At 71.3% G+C, this 24,005-nt stretch carries 16 protein-coding genes and 1 pseudogene; 11 read left to right on the top strand and 6 right to left on the bottom strand.

The window, feature by feature from the left end; translation table 11 throughout:
* Positions 1–7: 7 nt before the first annotated feature.
* Positions 8–937 (bottom strand): DUF368 domain-containing protein, encoded by a 930-nt coding sequence (locus ACYVD1_RS24240; RefSeq protein WP_460776791.1) that lies wholly within the window; start codon positions 935–937, stop codon positions 8–10.
* Between the two features lie 366 nt (positions 938–1,303).
* Positions 1,304–2,989 carry an acyl-CoA synthetase gene (locus ACYVD1_RS24235; protein ID WP_460776790.1) on the bottom strand — a complete coding sequence of 562 codons (1,686 nt, stop codon included), beginning with the start codon at positions 2,987–2,989 and terminating at the stop codon, positions 1,304–1,306.
* A gap of 373 nt (positions 2,990–3,362) precedes the next feature.
* On the opposite strand from ACYVD1_RS24235, the gene rocD reads away from it, so the two are divergent.
* Entirely contained in the window at positions 3,363–4,637 is a 1,275-nt protein-coding gene (gene rocD / locus ACYVD1_RS24230; RefSeq protein ID WP_460776789.1) for an ornithine--oxo-acid transaminase, read from the top strand.
* A gap of 758 nt (positions 4,638–5,395) precedes the next feature.
* Entirely contained in the window at positions 5,396–6,733 is a 1,338-nt protein-coding gene (locus ACYVD1_RS24225; protein WP_460776788.1) for an HNH endonuclease signature motif containing protein, read from the top strand.
* Positions 6,734–7,394: 661 nt separating this feature from the next.
* Here the strand turns inward: ACYVD1_RS24225 and ACYVD1_RS24220 are convergent.
* Positions 7,395–8,864 carry an SGNH/GDSL hydrolase family protein gene (locus ACYVD1_RS24220; RefSeq protein WP_460776787.1) on the bottom strand — a complete coding sequence of 490 codons (1,470 nt, stop codon included), beginning with the start codon at positions 8,862–8,864 and terminating at the stop codon, positions 7,395–7,397.
* Between the two features lie 50 nt (positions 8,865–8,914).
* Positions 8,915–10,174, bottom strand: coding sequence for an aminotransferase class I/II-fold pyridoxal phosphate-dependent enzyme (locus ACYVD1_RS24215; protein WP_460776786.1), 1,260 nt, complete (start codon positions 10,172–10,174; stop codon positions 8,915–8,917).
* A 292-nt stretch (positions 10,175–10,466) separates the two neighbouring features.
* Here ACYVD1_RS24215 and ACYVD1_RS24210 point away from each other — a divergent pair, with 292 nt between their 5' ends.
* The 4 genes from ACYVD1_RS24210 to ACYVD1_RS24195 all read left to right on the top strand — a co-directional run bounded on the left by ACYVD1_RS24210 (position 10,467) and on the right by ACYVD1_RS24195 (position 14,956).
* Positions 10,467–11,858 carry an adenosylmethionine--8-amino-7-oxononanoate transaminase gene (locus tag ACYVD1_RS24210; RefSeq protein ID WP_460776785.1) on the top strand — a complete coding sequence of 464 codons (1,392 nt, stop codon included), beginning with the start codon at positions 10,467–10,469 and terminating at the stop codon, positions 11,856–11,858.
* Complete coding sequence (gene bioD / locus ACYVD1_RS24205) at positions 11,855–12,604, top strand: dethiobiotin synthase (RefSeq protein WP_460776784.1); 750 nt, start codon at positions 11,855–11,857, stop codon at positions 12,602–12,604. The genes ACYVD1_RS24210 and bioD overlap by 4 nt, the downstream gene beginning before the upstream one ends.
* Before the next feature lie 134 nt (positions 12,605–12,738).
* Positions 12,739–13,542 carry an enoyl-ACP reductase FabI gene (gene fabI / locus ACYVD1_RS24200; RefSeq protein WP_460776783.1) on the top strand — a complete coding sequence of 268 codons (804 nt, stop codon included), beginning with the start codon at positions 12,739–12,741 and terminating at the stop codon, positions 13,540–13,542.
* Positions 13,543–13,765: 223 nt separating this feature from the next.
* A complete protein-coding gene (locus ACYVD1_RS24195; RefSeq protein WP_460776782.1) occupies positions 13,766–14,956 on the top strand; it encodes a hypothetical protein in 1,191 nt (396 codons plus the stop codon).
* On the opposite strand, the gene ACYVD1_RS24190 is transcribed toward ACYVD1_RS24195, so the two are convergent.
* Entirely contained in the window at positions 14,922–15,410 is a 489-nt protein-coding gene (locus ACYVD1_RS24190; RefSeq protein ID WP_460776781.1) for a DUF3291 domain-containing protein, read from the bottom strand. The genes ACYVD1_RS24195 and ACYVD1_RS24190 overlap by 35 nt on opposite strands.
* Before the next feature lie 120 nt (positions 15,411–15,530).
* On the opposite strand from ACYVD1_RS24190, the gene ACYVD1_RS24185 reads away from it, so the two are divergent.
* Positions 15,531–17,006 (top strand): aminotransferase-like domain-containing protein, encoded by a 1,476-nt coding sequence (locus tag ACYVD1_RS24185; RefSeq protein ID WP_460776780.1) that lies wholly within the window; start codon positions 15,531–15,533, stop codon positions 17,004–17,006.
* A 121-nt stretch (positions 17,007–17,127) separates the two neighbouring features.
* Here the strand turns inward: ACYVD1_RS24185 and ACYVD1_RS24180 are convergent, their stop codons facing one another.
* Entirely contained in the window at positions 17,128–17,748 is a 621-nt protein-coding gene (locus ACYVD1_RS24180; RefSeq protein ID WP_460755130.1) for a superoxide dismutase, read from the bottom strand.
* A gap of 528 nt (positions 17,749–18,276) precedes the next feature.
* On the opposite strand from ACYVD1_RS24180, the gene ACYVD1_RS24175 reads away from it, so the two are divergent.
* The 4 genes and pseudogenes from ACYVD1_RS24175 to ACYVD1_RS24160 all read left to right on the top strand — a co-directional run.
* Entirely contained in the window at positions 18,277–20,349 is a 2,073-nt protein-coding gene (locus tag ACYVD1_RS24175; RefSeq protein ID WP_460776779.1) for an acyltransferase family protein, read from the top strand.
* A 217-nt stretch (positions 20,350–20,566) separates the two neighbouring features.
* Positions 20,567–21,604, top strand: coding sequence for a class I SAM-dependent methyltransferase (locus tag ACYVD1_RS24170; protein WP_460776778.1), 1,038 nt, complete (start codon positions 20,567–20,569; stop codon positions 21,602–21,604).
* Positions 21,605–21,716: 112 nt separating this feature from the next.
* A complete protein-coding gene (locus ACYVD1_RS24165) occupies positions 21,717–23,747 on the top strand; it encodes a glycosyl transferase family 2 (protein ID WP_460776777.1) in 2,031 nt (676 codons plus the stop codon).
* Positions 23,744–24,005, top strand: a pseudogene (locus ACYVD1_RS24160) (glycosyltransferase family 2 protein); the annotation flags it as partial. The gene ACYVD1_RS24165 and the pseudogene ACYVD1_RS24160, both read left to right, overlap by 4 nt.

The raw sequence follows: 24,005 nt of genomic DNA, 5'->3' as shown, positions 1-24,005 counted from the left end.
ACCGACTCTAGTGGACCGTCAAGTCGCCGCGCTCCTCGAGGGCCTCCTGCTGGGCGTGCTTGCGGCGCTCCCAGACGATCATGCCGACGACGACAACGAAGCCGCCCGCCGCGAAGGCGACCGTGACCGGGACGTCGGTCATCGGCTGGATGCTGCGCTGGTCGTCCTGCCACGGCCACAGGGCGCGCAGGGAACCCGCCATGAGCCCGGTCAGCACCACGAGGGTGATGTGGTGGTGGTTCTCCAGCAGGAACTGGAGGAGTTTCACGAACAGGGCCAGTCCCGTGATCATGCCGAGGACGAACACGGTGATGTACGGGATGTCGACGTTGCGCAGGGCGGCCATGGTGGGCTCGTACAGGCCCAGGGTCAGGAGGATGAACGAACCAGACATACCCGGGAGGACCAGGGCGCAGATGGCCACGGCGGCGGCGAAGAACACGACCACCGGGTGCGTGGGCAGGTTGGCGCCCGGCAGGCCGGTGAGGAAGAAGGCCAGCGCGGCGAACGCCAGGGCGACGAGGTAGTGCCAGGGCTGCCAGCGCTTGCCCGCAGTGGTGTAGGGGATGTACAGGCACGCCAGGACCAGTCCGAAGAAGAGTGCGTAGGCGTACTGGTCGTAGACCTCGACCAGTGGGGCGAGGAAGATCGCGGCCAGGATGAGGGCCACACCCATACCGATCAGGGCGGGCAGGAGAACGGACCAGTCGACCTGGCGGAACTGTTCCCTGGCACGTTCCTTGCCGCGGCCCCGCGGCACGTCGGTGACGTACCGCTTGATGCCGCTGACAGCGTTTCCGGCACCGCCGATCAGCTTGTCGTAGAGGCCGACCATCAGCGCGACCGTGCCGCCGCTGATGCCGGGCAGAGCCTCGGATGTGCCCACGGCCCCGCCGCGCACGAAATTGAAGATGTAGGAGCCTGCTGACTTGGCCATGTTGTCGGGCGCGGGCCCGGGGAGTCCCGGGAGGGGGCGCCGTCCTCCGTCCTGATGGTGCCACCGGTTCCGTACGGGAGACCGGAGAGTCAAAGGGGTGCTGGTCCGCGCAGGTCCGTGCGGGCGACCGCCACCGGCTACCGGGCCCGACGTCCGCGCGTGGGTTTGCCGCCCGGCCGCGCCACGGGGGAGAAGGGGTGATGAGGCCCAGGGCCGGGCAGCGCCAAGTCTATCGTCGCCGGGGAGGAGGAAAGGCGTGTGAGCGCATTCAGGCCGTTGGTTTCGGTTGGGTGCGTTGCGGAATCTCCTGAGTCCGAAAGGTCAGATCGGGGGTGAGCCGACCTCAGGTCGGGAGACGGGCCGGATTCAGCGCGGGAGCGAGTCGAACAGGGGCTGGGACGCGCTCCCGGAACCGTCCTTGGCCACCGACGAGGCCCACCGGTAGTCCTGCTTGCCCACCGCGGTGCGCCGCACCCGGTCCACAAAGTGCACGGTCCGGGGCACCTTGAAGCCGGCCAGCCGGACACGGCAGTGCGCCCGCAGCGCGTCCTCGTCCGGGTGCGCGTCCTGGGCCAGCGACACCAGGGCCGTCACCCGCTGCCCGAGCCTCTCGTCCGGCGCGGGGACCACGATCACGTCCTCCACCCCGGGGTAGGCCTTGAGTACGGCCTCCACCTCTTCGGGGTAGACCTTCTCCCCGGCAGTATTGATGACCACGCTGCCCCGGCCCAGCAGAACGATCGATCCGTCCTCCGCCCGGGTGCCGTAGTCCCCCGACAGCGCCCAGCGCCGACCCTCCCCGTCCGTGGGGAAGGTGCGCGCGGTCGTGATCGGGTCGTTGTAGTAGCCCAGCGGGATCCGCCCGGTCCGGGCGATGCGCCCGACCTCGACCGAGCCCGGGGGCAGCGGGCGCAGCGCGTCGTCGAGCACGGAGATGCTGCCGCCCATGGTGAAGCTCTGCCGGTCGGCGGAGACCGCGACGGTGACCTCTTCGTCGGGCACGGTCGCCGAACCGCACACACCGGTCTCCGAACCCCCGTAGGAGTCGGCGAGCGTGATGTCCTCGCGCCACGCACGCCACAGCCCGCGCACCGCGGGGGTCAGGGGGGTGCCTCCCGACCGCACCGAGGTGAGGTCGGGACACAGCGACGGCTCGGTGAGCAGGTGCCGGGCCAGCGGGCGGGCCATCGCGTCGCCCACCAGCTGGAGGGCGTGCACGCCTTCGCGGTGCGCCAGCTCCAGTACCCGGCCCGGTTGGAAGCTGCGGTCGGTGGACAGCACCACGCGCTTGCCGCACAGCAGCATGCTCAGCGCGTTCCACTGCCCGGCGGCGTGCATCAGCGGCCCGAGCACCAGCATCCGCTGCGGGAAGCAGGCGGTCGCGCGGTCCGCCACCTCGCGGAGGCTGCCGGCACGGGGGGCGCCCGGGGCGCGCCGCTCCACGGCGGCGCGGAAGATGTCGGCCTGGCGCCACAGCACACCCTTGGGATAGCCGGTGGTGCCGCCGGTGTAGAGGAGGTAGTGGTCCTCGCCGCTGGTCTCGGGCAGTGCGACATCGGAGCCGTCGGCGTCCTGTGCCGCCAGCGCTGCCTCGTAGTCCGTACCCGCCAGGGACGCGTCGCGCTCCGAACCGTCTTCGAGCAGCAGCACGTGCCGCAGCCGGGGCAGGTCCGTGCGGACCCCGGACACCGTCGCGGCCAGGGAGTCCTCGGCGATCAGGGCCACCGAGTGCGAGTCCGAGAGCACGTGTCCCAGCTCGCCCGCGACGTACCGGTAGTTGACGTTGACCGGAACCGCGCCGGCCCGCAGCACACCGACGAAGGACTCGACCCACTCGACGCGGTTGAAGGACAGGACCGCCACGTTCTCACCGGGGCGGATACCGACCTCGACCAGGTGCCGGGCCAGACGCGTCGACCGCTCGTCCAAGGCGCGGTAGGTGAGCCGACGGGGCCCGGCGACCAAGGCGGTCCGGTCGGGCACGGCTTCGGCCACCGCCGCCATGAGGCCGGCGAGGGAGAAGGGGGTGTCCGGTGACGCGTGACGGGGCACGTCTGACCTCCCTGACGATCGAAAGACTGCCGTCCTCGGCGGAAACGCTCGCGGCGGCTGTGGCTGGTAGGAGCGACCGTACCCGTCGGGAAGCACTGCGATCGCGACTGGGGCTGTGGACCGCGTCACCTGCGTAATCACCCCGCGTAACGCTCGTGCTGGCGGGCATGAACCGTGCCCGCTCAGGGCATGTGCGGGCTCTGGTGCCGCGCGGATTTCGGGCCCCGACTAGTGGTGGTGACATCCGCCACCCCTTGTGTGCTCACCGGATCATCTGCTCAACTCCTGGGGGATCTCCGCCGTCGGGGCGCTACCGCGCCTCACGGTGGGTATCTACTGTCTGACATCGGTCAATGGTGATCGGAGCTGCTAGATGACCACCCAGAACCTGGGACAGCAGGACTCCGCCGGAAACCCCGGCGGCCAGGCACTCACCAGCGCGGACCACATCGCACTCGCGGAGTCGAGATCCGCACACAACTACTCACCCCTGCCCGTGGTGATCGCCGAAGGCCGTGGCGCCTGGGTGACCGACGTGGAGGGAAAGCGGTACCTCGACTGCCTCGCCGGGTACTCGGCGATGAACTTCGGCCACCACAACCCCGACCTCCTGGCGACCGCGCACGCCCAGCTCGACCGGGTGACGCTGACCAGCCGGGCCTTCTACAACGACCAGTTCGGCCCGTGGGTGAGCGCCCTCGCCGACATGGTCGGCAAACAGAAGGTCCTGCCGATGAACACCGGCGCGGAAGCGGTGGAGACCGGCATCAAGGTGGCCCGCAAGTGGGGCTACGAAGTCAAGGGAGTCGCGGAGAACCAGGCGACCATCGTCGTGGCCGGCGCCAACTTCCACGGTCGGACCACGACCATCATCTCCTTCTCCTCCGACATGGAGGCGAAGACCGGTTTCGGCCCCTACACCCCGGGCTTCCGCTCGGTGGCCTACGGGGACGCGAAGGCCATCGAGGAGGCCATCGACCACACGACCGTGGCTGTGCTCATCGAACCCGTGCAGGGCGAGGCCGGCGTGATCGTGCCGCCCGCGGACTACCTGCCCCGCGTCCGCGAGATCTGTGACGAGAACCAGGTGCTGTTCATCGCCGACGAGGTGCAGTCGGGTCTGGGACGCACGGGCACCGTCAAGGCCTGCGAGCACACCGGTGTCGTGCCGGACGCCTACCTGTTCGGCAAGGCGCTGGGCGGCGGGATCCTGCCCGTTTCGGCGATGGTCGCCGACGAGGACGTCCTCGGCGTCATCCAACCCGGCCAGCACGGCAGCACCTTCGGTGGCAACCCGCTCGCCGGGGCGGTGGGGCACACGGTCGTCCGGATGCTGACCGAGGGCCCCTACTTGGAGAACGCCCGGAAGCTGGGGGAGGTCCTGCGCCGCAGGCTCGACGAGTTCGTCGGCGCAGGAGTGGTGTCGGCGCGCAGCATCGGCCTGTGGGCGGGGGTGGACGTCGACCCCGGGCTCGCTTCCGGCAAGGAGCTGTGCAAGCGCCTCGCCGAACGCGGGGTCCTGGTAAAGGACACACACGGGTCGACCGTGCGGATGTCGCCGCCGCTCATCATCAGCGAGGAGGACCTCAACTGGGGGCTGGACCGCTTCGGCGAGGTCCTCGCGGAGCTACGGTCCGAACAGCGGTGACGCGCATGGTCCGAGCAGCGGTGACGCGCAGGGGATGAGGCGCATCGTCACCGTGTGGGACGGCGAGTGCCCCGCTTCGGAGGGATCCGGGGCGGGGCACAGCCATGCCGCTTTCGGGACAGGGGCGGGATCCGGGGCTGGCTACCCCCGTGTTGGGCTCCGGGGACGGACGGTCGTGTGCCTGGGCAGTGGGGGAGGGGCCTCACCGGGGTGGGGCCTCATCCGGGGACAGGCTCCTAGCTTGGGGCGGCGGCCGGGTGCTGGCGTGTAGCACTGGGCCGCGGTGGGTGGGGGGTGCTGTTGGTGCGGGTTTCCCCGTTTCCTGCCGCTTGATGGTGGCCGTCTCCGCTGCGCGCCTCAAGGTCGTCGCCATCGAGCGCTTCGCGCGTCAGTGGCGCTCCACCTTGACCCGCTTCGCTGCGACGGCGGGTCGGCGGCAGTCAGGAAACGGGGGACGTGTGGTCGGGGAGGCGATGGTCCGGCCTTCGGCCGGGCACCGGCCGAGTAACCGCGTCGGCCTGGCGGCCGATTCCTGCCCCTGCGCCGGAGCTGTGACGGCTGGGGGTGTCGCGGCCGGTCCATGCGCGCGGCGAAAAAGGAACTTAGAAACCTGGAATTCCAGGTGGGTATAAATGCCGAACCAGGCGGCCTGAAATAGGCGAACGAAAAGGGCAACTTCGGATCCTTCGACGGAATCACTTCCGAGGTTACCGCCGGCAACACTCCCTTTCTTGGGTTGTTTCGTTTATAATGGAAGAATGGCGATCTCTCCTGAAGCACCCACCACCACCGGGCACACCCCGGTGGATACCGCGGTGGCCGCTGCCCGGGACGAGACCACCTCCTTCTTCGACCGCGACGTGCCCCTGGGAGCGGCGGGTGAGGTGCTGGACCAGGCCACCCGGGTGTGGGAACACCTCGACCAGATCAAAATCAGCATGGCTGCGCGGCTGGCGCAGCTGGAGGCCACCGGGCAGTTGTTGGAGCAGGGCGGGCAGAAGAGCCTGGAGGCGTGGCTGCGCCACGCCTTCGGCATTCCCGCCGCCCAGGCCAACGACCTGGCCCTGATCGGGCGCGCGCAATTCCGCCAGGACATGGCCCCCACCATGGAGGCGTTGCACTCCGGGGTGCTGTCGGTGGGTGAGGCCGCCGCCGTCATCAAGGGCGCCGACGCTGGGGTGGAGAAAAGGCAGAAGGGCGACCACCCCGATGCGGAGCTGTTCCGCGCGAAAATGGAATGCGGGATCCTGGACTTCAAAGAGTCGCGCCCGAACATGTCGGTGGGTCAGATCACCCGCTTGGCCCACCAGCTGTGCCTGCGCCTGAACCCGGGCAAGGTGGAGGCCGACCACGAGGCCGCCCACGCCGCCCGGGGTGCCCAGCTGGTCACCACCTTCGACCGCACGTTCCTGCTGCAGATGTGGGGCTCGCCCGCCGATGCGTTGAAGGTCCAGGTGGCTTTGGACAACTTCCAGGTGCCCTTCCACCCCCAGGACGGGCTGTCCAAGTACGAGCGCACCTACGACGCGCTGATGTCCGCGTTGGGCTTCGCCCAGTCCCACCAGGGGTGCCACACCCCGAGCACGGCGACGGCGTTGATCAACATCACCGTGCCCGGTAGCAGCCTGGCCGGGGACGAGACCGCCGAAGACTCCGGGCCCGCGACGACGGAGACCGGGCAGGTGGTGCCGATCTCGGTGGTGCGCGAGTTGATCGGTCAGAGTTGGGTGCGCCGCCTGGTGGTGGAGCAGAAGAGCGGGCAGGTGTTAGATGTGGGCCGCTCCTGCCGGTTGGCTCCGCCCAAGATCCGGGCGGCCGCCTTCCACGGCCACACGTCCTGCGCCTGGCAGCACGGGTGCGACGTACCCCTGCCCTGGACCCAGGCCGATCACATCGTGGAGTTCTGGCAGGGCGGCACCACCAGCGCCACCAACATCCAACCCCTGTGCGCGACCCATAACCAGATCAAGCACCGGTGGGCGGTGCGCACCGACCGCCGGATGTGGTCGGGCCGCAACCGAAGCCGCACCGGAAACCGGGATGGCGATGGGGTCTCGGATACGGACGGGGACCCACCCCCAGCACCGCACCCGTAACCGTCCACCCCCAACAAAGCCCCCACCCGCTTGCGCCGGGTCTCTATCCCCGCATGGCCAGAAACCGACCCGGGCCCCTGGCCCGAGCCCCCGCCACCCCCGAGGCCGTGGGTGAGCCCTGGTCCTAGAGTCACGCTCGCCCCTGTTTTTGCCTCCAACAGGGGGGTCACCCACGCCCAGGTACCGACCGGCCCCCAGACACCAGCCCCCACCCACCGACCGGGGGCCGCCACACACCATGACCAGCCGTGACACCCGACCCGTCACAGCTCCGGCGCAGGGGCAGGAATCGGCCCCCAGGCCGAAGGCCGGGGCAGTTCGCCGCACACCAGGACCAGCCGCGACACCCCCAGCCGTCACCGCTCCGGCGGAGTGGCGGTTGACGGCCGCTAGGCCGTGCTTGTGCCGTTGGGCCCTCCGGGCCAACGGGCCCGTCGCCTCCCCGACCACACGTCCCCCGTTTCCTGATAGCCGCCGACCCGCCGTCGCAGCGAAGCGGGTCAAGGTGGAGCGCCACTGACGCGCGAAGCGCTCGATGGCGACGACCTTGAGGCGCGCAGCGGAGACGGCCACCATCAAGCGGCAGGAAACGGGGAAACCACCCGCACCAGCAGGGAAATCCGCACCATTCCGCCGCTAACGCTAAGCGCCGCCGACCCGGCTAGGAGTCGGCGTCGTCCTCGTCGCCGTTCACGTCCCCGACGTCCCCGTTGTCCTCGTCGTCGTTGTCTTCGTCGTCGCTGTGGACCGGGTCCAGCGGGCCGCCGAGTTCGGTGGTGAGGACATCGTCGTTCGCGTTCTCCAGGATCTCCCTGGACGCGTACAGGGCCCGCTCCGGCCCCTCCTCGACCTGGAGGCGCACGCGCTCGGCGATCGAGTTCTGGCCCTCGGCGGTGGGGTGGAAGCTCGCGCGGTCCACCTGCATGCCCTCGCCCAGCTCACCCAGGACGATCCCGTTCAACCAGGCGTCGTCCTCGGTGACCTCGTAGCCGCTCAGCGCGCTGAAGACGTTGACGTACTCCACGCTGCCGACCTGGCGGGAACCGTACACGTCGCCGTCCACGGTGTAGGCGGTGTCCCGGATCTGGTCGTTGAAGCGTTCGCCGACCGTGTTCAGCCACTCCTGGTCGCTCGGGGACAGGGTGTAGTACATGCCGGACGGTTCCTCGGGGAACAGTCTCGGGTACCCCAGGACCAGGATGCGGGCGTTCGGACCGCGTTCGCGGATCTCGGCGAGCACCTCGGTGAGGGTCTCGTCGAACTCCTCCATCTTCTCGGTGACCTCGTCCTCCTGGTCCGTGCAGCCGGTCCGCTCCAGGAGCGGCATCCGCATGATGCAGGTGCGCAGGACGGGGATGAACCCGAGGTCATTGCCGCCGATACCGACCGTCACCAGGGACGTGTGCTCGGTGACGCGCTCGATCTGGGACTCGGGGCTGCCGATCTGCTCGAGCATCTGCGCGCCCCGGTGGGCGCTGCACGCGTAGAAGGCCAGCGCGCCCTCGAAGGGGAACTCCTCCTCGATGAGGTGCGGGTAGGCGTTGTCCGAGCGCCAGCACTCGCCGGGCTCCGCGGTGCCCTCCTCGTACTCGCCCGCGCCGTCCCCGGAGGAGTAGGAGTCGCCTAGGGCCACGTAGTTGCCCCACAGGGCGGCTTCCTCCGGCTCCATGCGGACCCGCCAGTCCACCTCTTCTTCCTCGGTGACCGGCGGCAGGGGTTCAGTGGGGCACACGCCGTCGGTGACGTCGCACCACAGGCGCAGCAGCCCGTCGCGGGTGGTGGGCACGGACAGGGCGACCACCAGGACCAGGACAAGGGCGGACGCGGTGACCAGTGTGATCCGCGCACGGCGGCGCCGCTTGGGCGCCTTGCCCTTGGCAGCGGGCTCGGAACCGGATTCGGGACCGTCGGACTCGGGGGTGCCTGCTCCGCCGTCGGAGTCGGACTGGTCGGATGCTGATCCGGGTCCGGATTCCGGGTCGTCGGACTCGGGAGTGCCGGGGTCCGGGTTGGCGGGGTCGTGCTTGAGTCCGAACCAGCCGCGGCGGACCTTTCCGCCGTGCTTCCTCGAGGGAGCAGGGCCTTCGGGGGTCTCCTCGGGCTCCGGGGGCTCACCGTCACGCGCTGACACGGCCGCTTACCGCCTCCCAGGTCCACAGGGCGAGTAGTCCACCCGCCAGACTACCCGGGGCGGTTCGCGGCGAGGACGTCCAGAACGCGGCGGACATCGGCGCCGTCCAGGGTGGCGCGGGCGGTCAGGCGCAGCCTCGACCGGCCGTCCGGGACCGACGGGGGCCGGAAGCACCCCACCCGAACCCCCAGCCCCAGGCAGGCCGCGCGCCAGTCCTGGGCCTCTTCTGGCGAGGGAGCCAGCACTGACACCACCGCGGCGTCCGGGCGGCTAGCCGACAGCCCGCGTGAGCGCATACCTTCGGACAGTTCGAGGGCACGTGAGCGCACCGCCTCGGCCCGACCCGGTTCGGCGCGCAGCACGCGCAGGGCCGCCAGCGCCGCTCCCGCGGCGGCCGGGGCCAGCCCGGTGTCGAAGACGAAGGTGCGCGCGGTCTCCACCAGGTGCCGGATCACCCGGCGCGAACCCAGTACCGCGCCGCCCTGCGACCCCAACGACTTGGAGAGGGTCACCGACACCACCACGTCGTCTGCGCCGCCCAGCTCCGAACCACCCACCGCGCCGCGCCCGCCCGGGCCCACCACGCCGAGCCCGTGCGCGTCGTCCAGCAGCAGCGCGGCCCCCCGGTCACGCGCCACCCTCGCCAAGGCGTCGACGTCGGTGAGGTCCCCGTCGACCGAGAAGACCGTGTCGCTGAGCAGGAGCCGCCGTCCCCGGCCCTCCGAGAGCAGCTCGGCGGCGCGCTCGGTGTCACCGTGCGGGAACACCGCCACCCGGGCGCCGGAGGCCTTGGCCAACCGGGTGGCGTCGATGAGCGAGGCATGGTTGTACTGGTCGCAGATGACCAAGGGCGCCTCCACTTCGTCCGCGGTCGGGGCGACCAGGGCCGTCACCATCGCCAAGTTGGCCGCGTACCCGGAGGAGAACACCAGGGCGGCCTCCGCGCCGTGGAAGTCGGCCAGCTCGCGCTCCAACTCACCGTGCAGTTCCGTGTCACCGGTGACCAGGCGTGAACCGCCCGCGCCCGCGCCCCAGGTGTGGGCCGCGTCGGCTGCGGCCGCCACCACGTCCGGGTGGCGCATCAGCCCCAGGTAGTCGTTTCCGGCCAGGTCCAGCACATCGTCCGAGGGGGACCGGGGCACGGTACGGCGGCTCAGCCCGGCTTTGTTCCGGCTCTCAGCGGCCCCGTCCAACCAGGCGAGGGGGTGCCCGGCGGGCAGCGGCCCCGGAGCGGGTTCGGGACCGGGCCTGGTGGCACGCAGGGTCCACGGGCGGTGGGCGCTGCGGGCACCGGCGTCGAGGCGTTCCATGCGGGTGCGGGCTCCTCGTGTCGTGGACGGAAAAAGCGGGCGCAAAACGGGGAGCCGGCCCAGCTCGTGGCCGGAAAGCGGCTCGACCCGGCTCGCGGCCGGAAAACGGGTCGACCCAGCGGCGGCCAATCCCGCTGGGGCGACCCGGCCCAACCCATGCCAGGGAGGCGGTTACGACTCTGCCGGTCCGGGGACTGAGAGTCACCAGTGGAAGCCCACAAAGATTCCGCAGCTATTCCTGGCTTACTCGTATGGAGCGCCGGAGCCCGCGCGCGGGGAACAATGGGGCACCATGTCCCGAACGAGCACCGAGACGGCCCACCCCGCCCGGATCCGCGCCGTCGACAGCGCGCACCTGTGGCACCCGTACACGACCGTCCCCGCCGCCGAGACCCCCTACGTGGTCACCGACGCCCAAGGCGTCAACCTGACCCTCTGGGCGGACGGCGAGCACCACCGCGTGGTCGACGGCATGTCCTCCTGGTGGTCGGCCATCCACGGGTACCGCCACCCGGAACTCGACGCCGCCGTGCACGCCCAGGTGGACCGGTTCAGCCACGTGATGTTCGGAGGGCTGACCCATGCCCCCGCCGCCGAGCTCGGCGAAGCCCTGGTCGGGATCGCCCCCGACGGCCTGGAACACGTCTTCCTCGCCGACTCCGGATCCGTGTCGGTGGAGGTCGCCATGAAGATGTGCCTCCAGTACCACCGCTCTACCGGCAGCCCCGGCCGCCGACGCTTCCTCACCTGGCGGGGCGGCTACCACGGCGACACCTTCCACGCCATGAGCGTGTGCGACCCGGACGGCGGCATGCACTCCCTGTGGGGCGACGTCCTGCCCGGCCAGGTGTACGCGGACCCGCCGCCCGCCGGTTTCGACACCGAGCCGGACCCCGGGTACCTGGCGGCCTTCGAGGCGCTGGCCCGCGAGCACGCCGACGAGCTGGCCGCGATCATCGTCGAACCCGTGGTCCAGGGCGCGGGCGGGATGCGCTTCCACCACCCCGGTTACCTGCGCGAGCTGCGCCGGATTGCCGACGCCTACGGAGTCCTGCTGGTCTTCGACGAGATCGCCACCGGCTTCGGCCGGACCGGGGAGCTTTTCGCCGCCGACCACGCCGGGGTCGTCCCCGACGTCATGTGCCTGGGCAAGGCGCTCACCGGCGGTTACATGACGCTGGCCGCTACCCTGTGCACGGCTCGGGTGGCGCAGGGGATCGCCGGGGGAGAGGTCCCGGTGCTCGCCCACGGGCCCACGTTCATGGGCAACCCGCTGGCCTGCGCGACCGCGCTGGCCTCAGTGGAGCTGCTCACCAAGGGCGACTGGCGGAGCGACGTGGCCCGGATCGAGGCCGGGCTCCGGAAGGGACTGGCCGCGGCCGAGGGGTTGCCGGGCGTACGCGAGGTGCGGGTGCTCGGCGCGATCGGCGTGATCGAGACGGACCGACCGGTGCGCATGGGCGAGGCCACCCGGGCAGCCATCGCCGAAGGGGTCTGGCTGCGTCCCTTCCGCGAACACGTGTACGCGATGCCGCCCTATGTCTGCTCCGACGCGGACGTCGCCGCGATCGCCCGGGGGATGGTCGCAGCGGTCAAGGCGTCGCTGGCGGCCGACGAGGACACTGGAGACCGGCGAGCCCGGGGAACCCGAGGAGTCCGGGGAGACGAAGGGGTGCGGGGATGAGCGTGCTGGTGGTGACCGGTACCGGCACCGAGGTCGGCAAGACCGTGGCCACGGCCGCCGTTGCGGCCCTGGCCCTGGCTGAGGGCCGGAGCGTGGCGGTCCTCAAGGCGGCCCAGACCGGGGTCGGCCCGGGTGAGGAGGGCGACGCCGAGACCGTGGCCCGACTGGTCCCCGGCGTCACCGTCGCCGAGACCGCCCGCTACCCGGAACCGCTCGCCCCCGCGCGCGCCGCCGCCCGGGCCGGTCGGGAGGGCCCCGAGGCACGGGAGGTCGCCGACCTCGCCCGCCAGCTGGTCTTGGAACACGACCTGGTGCTGGTGGAGGGCGCCGGAGGGCTCTTGGTGCGGCTGAACGCGGTGGGGGAGACCCTCGCGGACGTGGCGGTGCTGCTGGCCGCGCCCGTCCTGGTGGTCGCCGACCCGAGGCTGGGCACGCTCAACGCGACCGCGCTGACCGCCGAGGCGGTGCGGACCCGGGGTCTCGCGCCGGCCGGGGTCCTGGTGGGCTCCTGGCCGGAGCCGGGATCGGAGTCGGAGCCGCGACCATCGAGCGCCCAGGTACCGGTGGACCTGGCCATGCGCTGCAACCTCGAAGACCTGCCCGACATGGGTGCGGGACCGCTCGTCGGCGTGCTGTCGGAGGGCATGGGAGCACTGGCCCCCGGCGCGTTCACCGCCGCGGCCCGCCTGGGCCTGGCCGCGGAGTTCGGCGGGAGCTGGTCGGCCCGCGAGGGGCCGGGTGCCTGACCTGGCCGCACCGCCCTCTGGCGACCCCCTTCAAAACCCGGGCCCGATTCTTTGTGCCCTTCCACGGCAGACGTGCCCGCCACCCACCGATACGTTGCCACTGCCAGCCAGTACACCGCCTTCCAGGGGACCCCTTGAACCTGCTCATCACCGGCATCACCACGCAGTCCTCCATCGCCTACGCGATCGCGGAGGAAGCCATGAACCAGGGACACGAGGTGATCCTGACCAACCCGCCCGGCCGCGCCTTCTCCATCTGCGAGCGCATCGCCAAGCGGCTGCCCAAGGAGCCCGTGGCCGTCCTGCCCATGGACGTCACCGACCCCGAGCAGATCGCCGCCACCGCCGAAGCGGTCGGTGAGCACTGGGACCACGTCGACGGCCTGCTGCACGCCATCGCCTACGCACCCGAGTCCGCCCTTGGCGGCAACTTCCTCAACACGGCATGGGAGGACGTGGCCAAGGCGATCCACGTCTCCGGATACTCGCTGTCCGCCCTGACGGTGGGCCTGCGCGACCTGCTCGCCAAGGCTCCCGACGGCGCCGGGGTGGTCTCCCTGACCTTCGACGCCAGCGTGGCCTGGCCGGTCTACGACTGGATGGGCTCGGCCAAGGCGGTCCTGGAGAACTCCGCGCGCTACCTCGCCCGCGACCTGGGCCCGCAGGGCATCCGCGTCAACACGATCTCCGCCGGTCCGATCAAGTCCCTCGCCGGCGGGTCCATCCCCGGCTTCTCGCAGATCGCCGACTCCTGGGGCGACAACGCCCCGCTGGGCTGGGACACCAAGGACACCACCGTCGTGGCTGGCCCCGCCCTCTTCCTGCTGTCGCCCGCGGCCCGCGGGATCACCGGCTCGGTGATGCACGTCGACGGCGGCTACCACGCCATGGGCGCCCCGCTCGCCCCCGCCGACCCCGGGGACACCGAACAGTCCTGATCCGGTACGAGGCCGTCGGCGGGCGCCGCAGCGCAGGTCCACCAACGGTCCGGTGGCCGCTCGGCGGAGTGGCCACCGGACGCTCCGCCGCGACCGCGCCACCGAGCCCGCCCATACCTCGGACAAGGTAACCCGCCGCAGGTTCCGGGTACACCGTCCCCTAACCGTGCGCCCGGTCCTGTAACGGGGCAGCGGAACCGGGCGCCGAAGGGCGGTGAACGGCGTGAGGGTGTTCCTTCCGGACGGGCACTCCGTCCAGCTCTCCGAGCCCATGGGGTGGGTGCTCTGGGGCGCGGTACCCATGGAGCCGCGGAGCGGGTCACGCCAGCTGGCGGAGGGGACACCCAGGGACACGGCGCGTGCCCTCGAAAGCCGCGGCCTGGTCCGGTGGCGGGAACAGGACGGGCCGTGGGTGGTCACAGAGCACGGCGTGCGGGTCCGCGCGGTGCTCCTGCGGATGGCGGAACGGGCGGCCGACGGAGATCTGGGAGGGGTCCCGTTCGCCGGAGAGCTGCCGAGGCGGGAGACCGTGGACCCGGAACTGTCCCGGGACGAGGCCGCCCGCCTGCGCGGGGCCCTGGACCTGTCGCGGTCCGCCCCGGGACCTGAGCTGACCAGGGAGGACATCGCGGCCCGGAGCGCGCTCCTCATGGGCCTCATGACCGTGACGAGCCTGCCCCTGTCACTGTGGGTCTGGTTCCCCGAATCCGTGGGGCTGGCCCTGCTGACGCTCGTCGTCTTCGCTGGTCACCTGCTGTTCGGCGCTGCCTGGGTGAGCCTCTTCCACGAGGTGTGGTGGTCCGTCAGGCTCGCCCGCGCCCACCGCACGCTCGAGGCGTTCCGCGGCCGCTACGTCAGTGCCGACATGCTGGACCGGCGGGCCAGCGACATGCTCGCCCGGGCCCAGCGGGCGGTGGACACCGTGCTGGACTCCCCGATCCACCGGCGGGGACTGCTGCTGGACAGGCCCCGCAACCGGGTGGTCCTTACGGAGTCCGAATGGGCGGTCGCGGACAGCCTGTGCGAACAGACCCAGACCCGTGCCCGGCTGAACTCGACCACGCCCCTGGGCGAACGGAGCAGGAGGGCCGCCCAGCGCGTCGGCGCGGCTCTCCTCTACGACGTGGAACGGGTGGAGGCGCGCATCCGCGTCCTGGAGTCCTACGCGGCCAAGGTGCGCAGGGCCGAGGACCAGGAACGGGATCGCGAGCTCGCCGCGCGGTTGGACGGCCTCGCGGACCGGATCATCGTGGCTGGCGCCGCCCACGACCAGCAGGACGAAAGCGTGTGCGCCCTCGTCGACGCCCAGCGGATGGCTTTGGAGGTGGCCGGGCAGGGCCCCGACGACGAACCCGGGCCGACCGGGGGCACCGGCCCCCTCAGGCCGGAGGGGGGACCGGGGAGCCCAGGGTGAAGGCCTTCGGGCCCGGGCCGCGCATACGCAGGTGCTCGGCGCGCTCCTCGGCCTCCTTCGGAGTGATCCCGGTACCCGCAGTGGACCACCACAGGGTCCGCTCGACCGTAGGGAAGCCGCCGGACCCCGTGCGGAAGGCGAGGAGCTCCCGGTGCGTCTCCTCCACGAAGGACCGAAGGTCCGTGGGGCAGCGCCACAGGTTCACCACGTGTACGCGGTCCCCCTCGTCTGAGAAGTGGACCTCCGCTAAGTGGCCCAAGTGGTGCGCAGCCTGTTCCCGGAGCGCGGCGACGAGGGACCGGAGGTACCGGCGGTCACCGGTCACCGTGCGGGCCTCCACCAGGACCGGCCACTGTGCGGGGCGGTTCGGTTCCGGTGCGGAGCTACGGATCCTGGCGGCCCTCGTGCGTGCGCCGACGTGGTGGGGGGTGTGGCGGGAAAGCAGGGAACGCATGGGAACTCCTCATCCAAGTGGTCCTTGATAAAGGGTCCACTTTGGCTCTGGTGGTATCTGTGGATCTAGTGCCAGTATCGAAGCCTGGGTCGAGAGCGAATAGAGCCAATGGAGCGAGAAATGGACCCTGTTCGGCGTACCGACGAACTCGTGGACCTCGTGGGCAACTGGTCCAGCGGTACCGGGGCGCTCTACCGGCGCCTGGCCGCATCCCTGCGGGGGCTGGTCGACCAGGGATCCCTCGTCCCCGGGGAACGCCTGCCCTCCGAACGCAACCTCGCCACCGCGCTGCGGATCAGCCGCACCACAGTGGTCTCCGCCTACGACCACTTGCGCGACGAGGGAATCCTCGAGAGCCGCCAGGGCAGCGGCACCCGGGTGTGCAGCACCAGGGCGCCCGTGCGCGCGGACGGGTGGACCGCCAACGGCAACGGCAACCCCATGTACCGCAACCTCCTCCAGAGCGACGACTCCGTCATCTCCGCGTCGTGCCTGAACACGCCCGCGCTGGGCGAAGTCGAGACCGCCATCCGCGAGATGGTCGCCGAGGACCTGCCCGCACTCATGGCCGAGAGCACCTATTACCCGCGCGGTCTGCCCGCCCTGCGCGAGGCGATCGCCGAGTACTACGAGCGCCAGGGCCTACCCACGAACCCCGACCAGATCGTGGTCACCACCGGCGCCCACCAGGCCGTCGCCATGGTTGCGCAGCTCTATCTGCGCAACGGTTCGCCGGTGGTGGCCGAGGACCCGAGCTTCGCCGGATGCCTGGACCTCATCCGCGACCGGGGCGCCACCGTCCACCCGGTTCCCTTGGACGACCAGGGGATCGACGCCAACGGGGTGCGCCGCGCCTTCGCCGAGAAGGCGCCCCACCTGCTGTACGTCATGCCCTCTTACCACAACCCGACCGGCACGATGATGTCCGCGGCCCGCCGACGCGAGCTGGGGGAGATGTCGGCCCGCCACGGGGTGCCCGTCCTGGAGGACAGCGCCTACACCGGGATCCGCGCCGACGACGAACCCGCTCCGCTGGCCGCGTACGCTCCGCGCGGCGCCGAGATCATCACCGTCGACTCGCTGTCCAAGGTGGGGTGGGCCGGGCTGCGCATCGGCTGGCTGCGCGCCCCCGCCGAGATGGCGCTCCGGCTGAGCCGCCGCAAGGTCCTCGCCGACCTGGCCAGCCCCCTGCTGGACCAAGCAGTCGCCGTGCGCCTGCTCGACCGCTACGCCGAACTCGCGCACGAGCGCTCCGAGCAGCTACGCGTCGCGCTGGAGCACATGGAGTCGATGCTGCTCCGGGACCTGCCGGAGTGGGAATGGCGGGCCCCTGACGGCGGTGCGGCCCTGTGGGTCCACCTGCCCGGGGTCAACGCCCGCGCCTTCGCCCAGGTCGCGCTCTGCCACGACGTCGGACTGGTGCCCGGACCCGCGATGTCGTCCTCGACGGGTGGCCAGCACGACGAGTACTTCCGTCTGCCGGTGGCCTTCGACCGCGACACCCGGGAGGAGCTGGTGTGGCGGCTGGTCCGCGCCTGGCGCGAACTGCACCGCCACGGACCGGTCGAGAGCCATCCCGACGTCCTGGTCGTCTGATCCGGCGAAACAGCGACCACCGGGCCGGCCGGGAACCACCCCCGGCACACAGCGAGGGCGGCACCACAAGCGTGGTGCCGCCCTCGGCAGTTCCCGCCGCAGCGGTCAGAACCCGGAGGTTCTAGCCGAGCGTGGTCTTGCCCGCACGGGCAGCGGCGAAGCGCTCCTGGACGTCGGCCCAGTTGACCACGTTCCAGAACGCCTTGACGTACTCGCCCTTGACGTTCTTGTACTGGAGGTAGAAGGCGTGCTCCCACATGTCCAGCATGAGCAGCGGCTGCGTGCCGATGGCGATGTTGGCCTGCTGGTCGTACAGCTGCTCGATGATCAGGCGCTGGCCCAGGGCGTCCCAGGCGAGGATCGCCCAGCCGGAACCCTGGATGCCGGTGGCCGCGGCGTTGAAGTGCGCGCGGAAGGCATCGAAGGAGCCGAACTGGTCGTCGATGGCGGCGCCCAGCTCACCCTCGGGCTTGTCGCCACCCTCCGGGGAGAGGTTCTTCCAGAAGACGGAGTGGTTGACGTGGCCGCCCAGGTGGAACGCGAGGTTCTTCTGGAGCTGGTTCACGGTGCCGAAGTTTCCGGCTTCGCGGGCCTCCGCCATCTGCTCCAGCGTGGTGTTCGCACCGGCGACGTAGGTGGCGTGGTGCTTGTCGTGGTGCAGCTCCATGATCTGGCCGGAGATCCACGGCTCGAGGGCCGCGTAGTCGTAGGGCAGTTCAGGAAGCGAGTATGGCGCAGACATCTCTGACGCACCTTTCCAATGACGCGATTCGTCGGGCTTACCAGCGATGGGATCGCTAGGCAGCAAGCTATCAGCCAGGGGGCCGCACACCCGATGTCAGGCCGTTCGCGCCCGCTTCGGGAATAAACGGGACGGTGTCCGCCAGCGGGTTCTGCCTCTAGGCCACCAACCGAACACCCTCCGGTGTGCTCGGCGCCGCTTCCACTACGGCACCCGTGCCACCCGGTTCCTTCCTTCCTCTTCCCCACCGGCCGCCGTCCGAATCACCACCTTTCACTTGGAAACTCCTGGGTTTTCTCGATCCCGGCGGTGTGCGCGCGGCGGTCTTAGCCTGGCCGGGCCGCCCGTCGTCGCAACCGTCGCCGACCTTCCAGGAAGCGTTGTCCAGGAGTTCGCCCGCCATTTACCGGTGGGGCATCGGGGAAGGCGAGAATTCATCGCCGAATTCGAGTGGGAAAACACCCCATAAGTATCGTTCGGCGAATCATCCCCTGGAACTCCGTAGATCTCCCGAGGCCGCCACCGCTCATGCACACCTCTTCGCCCGGGGCGCCCGCCGTGAAGGCGCCCGACATCCCGTCCGTAGCCGACACCGCCCGCACGAACCGGGGCGGGGGAGGCTTCCGACCGGAGATCGAAGGGCTGCGCGCCGTCGCCGTCCTCCTCGTAGCCGTCTACCACATCTGGTTCGGCCGGGTCTCCGGCGGCGTGGACGTCTTCCTGATGCTCACCGGCTTCCTCATCACCGGGTCGCTGATCCGGGGCATGGAACGCGACGGGCGGATCCGCTTCGCCGCGTTCTGGACCCGGCTCGCCCGCCGCCTGATCCCCTCGGTGGTGGTGGTCCTCGTCGCGACCATGGCGGCGATGTACCTCTGGCTGCCCCGGTCGCGCTGGGCCGACATCCTCGCGGAGGTGCGCGCCGCGGCCCTGTACTACGAGAACTGGGCCCTCGCCCGGAACGCCGTCGACTACCTGGCGCGGGAGGCCGCCGCCAGTCCGGTGCAGCACTTCTGGTCGCTGTCCATCCAAGGGCAGTTCTACCTGCTGTGGCCGGTCCTGCTCGCCCTGACCGCGATCGTCGCCTCCCGGGTCCGGCTGCCCCTGCGCGCGGCGGTCCTCGGCACGGTCACGCTCGTGTTCGCCCTCTCCCTGGCCTACTCGGTGCACATCACCGCTCAGGACCAGGCCTGGGCCTACTTCGACACCGGCGCCCGGCTGTGGGAGCTGGCCCTGGGCGCGATCCTCGCCCTGGTCATCCACCGGATCAACCTGCCCGTGCGGCTGCGGGTGCTCCTCGGCTGGTTCGGCCTGGCCGCCCTGGTCTCCTGCGGCATGCTCGTCTCGGTCTCGACCCTCTTCCCCGGGTACATCGCCCTGTGGCCGACCGGCGCCGCCGTCCTGGTGATCCTCGCGGGCACGACCGGCAGCCGCTTCGGTGCCGACCGGTTCCTCACCTGGGCGCCCCTGACCGCCCTGGGTAAACTCTCCTACCCCCTGTACCTGTGGCACTGGCCGATCCTCGTCGTCTACCTGGAGATCACCGGCCGCCACCTGGCCTCGCCGCTCGGCGGGCTGGGCGTCCTGCTGCTGTCGATAGGCATGGCCTGGCTCACCCACCGGCTGGTCGAGAACGGGCTGGACCGGTTCACCCGGCCCGCCCGCCGCCGTACCCCCGGATGGTCGATCGGCATCGCCGCGACCCTGGTCGTCCCGGTCCTGATCGCGTCCGTGATGTGGAACGACCGGCTGGACCGGGAACGGGTCGACCGCGCGCAGGAAGCCGGGGCACCGGAGAGCTACCCGGGGGCGCAGGTGGTCTCCGCGCCCGAGCTGTCCGAGGTGTTGCCGGAGGCTCCGGTGCGCCCCGACCCGGCCGACGCCAAACAGGACCTCTCCTGGCACCACGAGCAGGGGTGCCACGTCAACCTGGCCGAGGACGATCTGGTGGTGTGCGATGTCGGTCCCACCGACGCCGAGCACACGCTCGCGCTGGTAGGCGCCTCGCGCACCGCGCACTGGTACCCGGCGGTCGCGGAGGCCGCCGAGGCCCAGGGCTGGCGCCTGGTCTCCTTCACCAAGAGCGGCTGCCCGTTCGGCATGGACCAGTCCTACCGCGACGGCGAGCCCTTCGAGGAGTGCGAGACCTGGAAGGCCAAGGCCATGGCCGAGCTGGAGGAGCTCCAGCCCGACGCCGCCCTGCTGTCCTCGACCAGGTCCACCCGGGCGTCAGACGAGGTCCACCCCGGCTACACCGACGTGTGGTGGTGGCTGAACGACCTCGGTATCGACGTGGTCGGTATCCGCGACCTGCCCCGCCTGCCCTACCAGGGCGCAGAGTGCGTGGAGAGCTCTCCGCTGGAGAGCTGCACCGTCCCGGTGTCCGAGAGCCACGAGGACGTCGACCCGGCCACCCGGGTCGAGCTGCCGCCCAACGTGACCCTCGCCGACCTCACCGAACACGTGTGCCCCGACCACTCCTGTGACGCGGTGGTCGGCAACGTGATGGTGTTCTGGGACCACTCCCACGTCACCGCCACGTACGCCGAGACCCTGGCGCCGGTGATGGAGGAAACGCTGGTCCAGGCCACCGGATGGTAGGCCGACGGACGCTCGAAGGCATTGTGCGCGGCCCGTAAACGACATTCTGGTGTTGCGTCGGTGAACGCCGGGGGAATTGATGGCCACACGGGTTTCGAATTCCCCGGTGAAAGGCCCCGGGTGTGTTTTGAGGAGCTACTGTCGAACGGGCCCCGGGATTTAAACGGTCACGGGGTTCCCCCAGATCCCACTGCCACGACACCCGTGGAGGTCCCCCGTGCGCTCCCTTCGCCGCAGACTCCGGCCCCTCTTGGCGGTCGCCGCCGTTCTCGGCCTCGCCGTGCTCGCCGCACCGACGGCACTGGGCGCGCTCTCGGTACTGACCTGGGCGGAGGCAGCGATCGTCACCGCGATACTCCTCCTGGGCGGGCTGGTCTGCGCGCTCGGCGCGGGCCTGTGGCGCCTCAACCGGTCCGTGCGCGCCCTGTCGACCACCGTCAGCGGCCACACGCGGCGCGTCACCGAGGTCCTCGGCCAGGACCGGCTCGAGACCACCCGCTCCCTCGATGCCGTCCGAGACCGCCTCACCCGCCTCCAGGAGCACTCCCTGCCCAAGGCCACCCGCGAGATCCAGCACGCCGTCACCGTGCAGGGCCGCGACGACTACGAGCAGCAGGTCGCCTGGGCCGAACTGAGGGAGCACCTGGACGTGGCCCCGTTCATGCCGCCCCTGCGCGGTTGGGCCGCCTCCCCGGACGTCCTGCGCCTACTCGTCCGGCTCATCGACCGCGACCGCCCCGAACTGGTCGTCGAGTGCGGCAGCGGGGCCTCCAGCGTGTGGATCGGATACGCGCTGCGCCGGGCGGGCACCGGAAGGCTCGTCGCCATCGAGCACGAGGCCCGGTACGCCGACCTCAGCCGCGACCTGGTCGCCGCGCACGGCCTCGACGGCATCGTCGAGATCCGGCACGCCCCGCTCACGGAGGTCAAGGCCGAACTCTCCGGCCTCGACCCCGAAGACCCCGTCGAGTCCGCCCCCCAGTGGTACGACGCCTCCCGCCTCACCGACCTGGACGGCATCGGCCTCCTGTTCATCGACGGCCCTCCCAAAGCGACCGGTGCACAGGCCAGGTACCCGGCGGTCCCCGCCCTCCTGCCGCACTGCACCGCCGACGCGGTGGTCGTCCTTGACGACGCCGCCCGCCCCGACGAGCGCGCGCTCGGTGAACGCTGGCTCTCCGAGCACCCCGACCTGTGCCGCACCGAGGAGCCGGCGGAGAAGGGCGCCCACGTGTTCACCCGCCACTGCCCCTGACCCGTACCCGGCCCCTCAGCTCCCGTCCCGGCCGTCCCGTACCGCGCACCCCACGTCCCGACCTTCCCGCCGCACCGCCCAGTGCCACCGAACCCCGAGCGAAGGCCACCCGATGATCACCACCGTCCTTCGGCACGCCCTGCGCGCCCGCGGCCGCGAGCCGGCAGTGCTCTGCCACACCGGCGCCGACACCCGCGCCGAACTGGCCGGGCTTCCCACCGCTCCTGGCGACGTGCTCCTGGACCTGGACGCCCAGCTGCTGGGCACCCCCGTACTCGACGGCGATGCGGTGGCCGGGCTGGTGGCAGTGGTCGCGGCCACCACCACCGACCTCAACCGCACCCTCACCGCCGCCGCCCACCTGCCCAGGGCCGTGCACGTCGTGGCGGCTCTGGTGGCCACGCCAGGGCACCAGGAGCCGCCGATCCCGGTCGGCCCCGGCATGGGGCAGTGGCGCGACCTCCAGGAGCTGCGGGTCCGCCGGGTGGACCGCCGCGGCTGGGTGTGCGAGCTCTTCTTCCCCAACGCCACCGAGACCGCCCCGGTCCTGGACGCGGTGCTGCACGGCACCCGCGGGCGCCGCCGCGGCCCGGCTGTCACACCCCTGGCCGCCGTGAACGGCCGGGAGGCGGCCCTGTGGCGCCCCGGCGACACCGGCGTCCACGGCGTGGCGGCCGAAGGGCCGGTCCCGCTGCGCAGGGTCACCCCGGTCGCCGACCTCGCCCTGCGGATCCACGACGGCCAGGCCCCGCCCGCCTGGTCCGACGCGTCGGTGCCCGCCTTGGAACGGACGACCACCGACACCGACTCCTGGGCCGGGATCACCGGGGCGGACGGCCGCGCCCGGGCCGCCCAGCTGGCCGCCGTCCCGCGGACCGACCCCGTCCAGCGCATCGCGCCCGTCGACGAGACGACCGTCAACCCCACCGGCTTCGGCAAGGCCGAGAACGGCCCCCTCGGCGACCTCACGCTGGAGGGCGATCGCGCCGTCGTCCGCGAGGGCAAGAAGGTCCTGGTCCGCGTGGCCCAGGACGGCACCGTCACCGACGTCGACCTCTCCCACCTGCGGCACCTGCGCGGCGTCCGGGTGGACTGGTCCGGGCACAGCGGCCCCCACGCCGCCGTGCGCACGGTCGCCTCCCTGGCCGCCGGCGGCGTCCCCCTGGTCTGCTCTTCCGTCCCCGCTTGGGCCTCGGGGCTGGGCGGCACCCTCTCCGGGCTACTCACCGGGGCCACCGACACCGACCTCACCGACCGCCTCGCCCGCGAGGAGCACAGCGTCCGCCTGCGCCGCGCCGCCCTGCGCACGCACGGCCTGCGCACCCGGTGGCGGTCCCTCGCGGCGGAGGCCGGGATCCCCGTGCCGCCCCAGCCGCGGGTATCAGTCATCCTGTGCACCCGCCGCCCCGAGATGGTCGGCTTCGCCCTGGCCCAGATCGCCAGACAGCGCGGTGTCGACCTGGAGGCCGTCCTCACCCTGCACGGGTTCACCGCCACCCTGCCCGAAGTGCGCTCGGCCATCGACGCCTACCGGGCCACCGGACTGCCGATCACCGTGCACGAGGCGCCCACCGAGCGGATCTTCGGCGCGGTCCTCAACGACACCGTCGCCCGTGCCTCCGGAGACCTGATCGCCAAGTGGGACGACGACGACTGGTACGGCCCCGAACACCTGGCCGACCTCGTCCTCGCCCGCACCTACTCCGGTGCCGAGCTGGTCGGCACCGGACAGGACTTCGTCTACCTCCAAGAGGTCGACCTCACGGTGTGGCGCAGCCGGGAGGCGGAGACCACCACCCGCTTCATCGCCGGGGGCACCATCCTCACCGACCGCGTGGTGCTGGAGGAGACCGGCGGTTTCCGCCCCCTGCCGCGCGCCATCGACACCCAACTGCTCCTCGCCGTCACCCGTGGCGGCGGACGCGTCCACCGCACCCACGGACTGGGCTACGTGCTGCGCCGCACTGGAGGCGGACACACCTGGTCCGAGGACATGGCCTACTTCCTGCACAACTACGCCCGACAGTGGTCCGGTTGGCGGCCCAGCTCCCTTTTGGAAGGTGAACCCGCCCCGCTGGGACGCGGCGCGCCCTCCGCGGAGCAGCCGATCGGCGCCGCACAGCACCCAGGGGGACACCCTTGACCAGTACCGACGAGCACACGTTCCCGGCCTCCGGCACTTGCCCGGAGAAGGGCACCGGAGCCGGAGGAGCCGCCGTCCCCGGAGAGCGCTTGCCCCGGGGCGAGGCGGACTTCACCGACCAGCCCCGGGTGTGGCGGAATGATTATTCGTTGTTGGAGCCTGCGGTGTTGGGGGAGTGGGTTCCGGAGCTGTCGGTGAGTGTGGTGGTTCCGGCGCATGGGCATCCGGAGAAGCTGGCGCTGGTGTTGGCGTCGTTGG

This window comes from Nocardiopsis nanhaiensis, assembly GCF_054778635.1.
The sequence above is the reverse complement of the archived record's forward strand: the minus strand, read 5'-3'. Positions and strand labels throughout refer to the sequence as shown.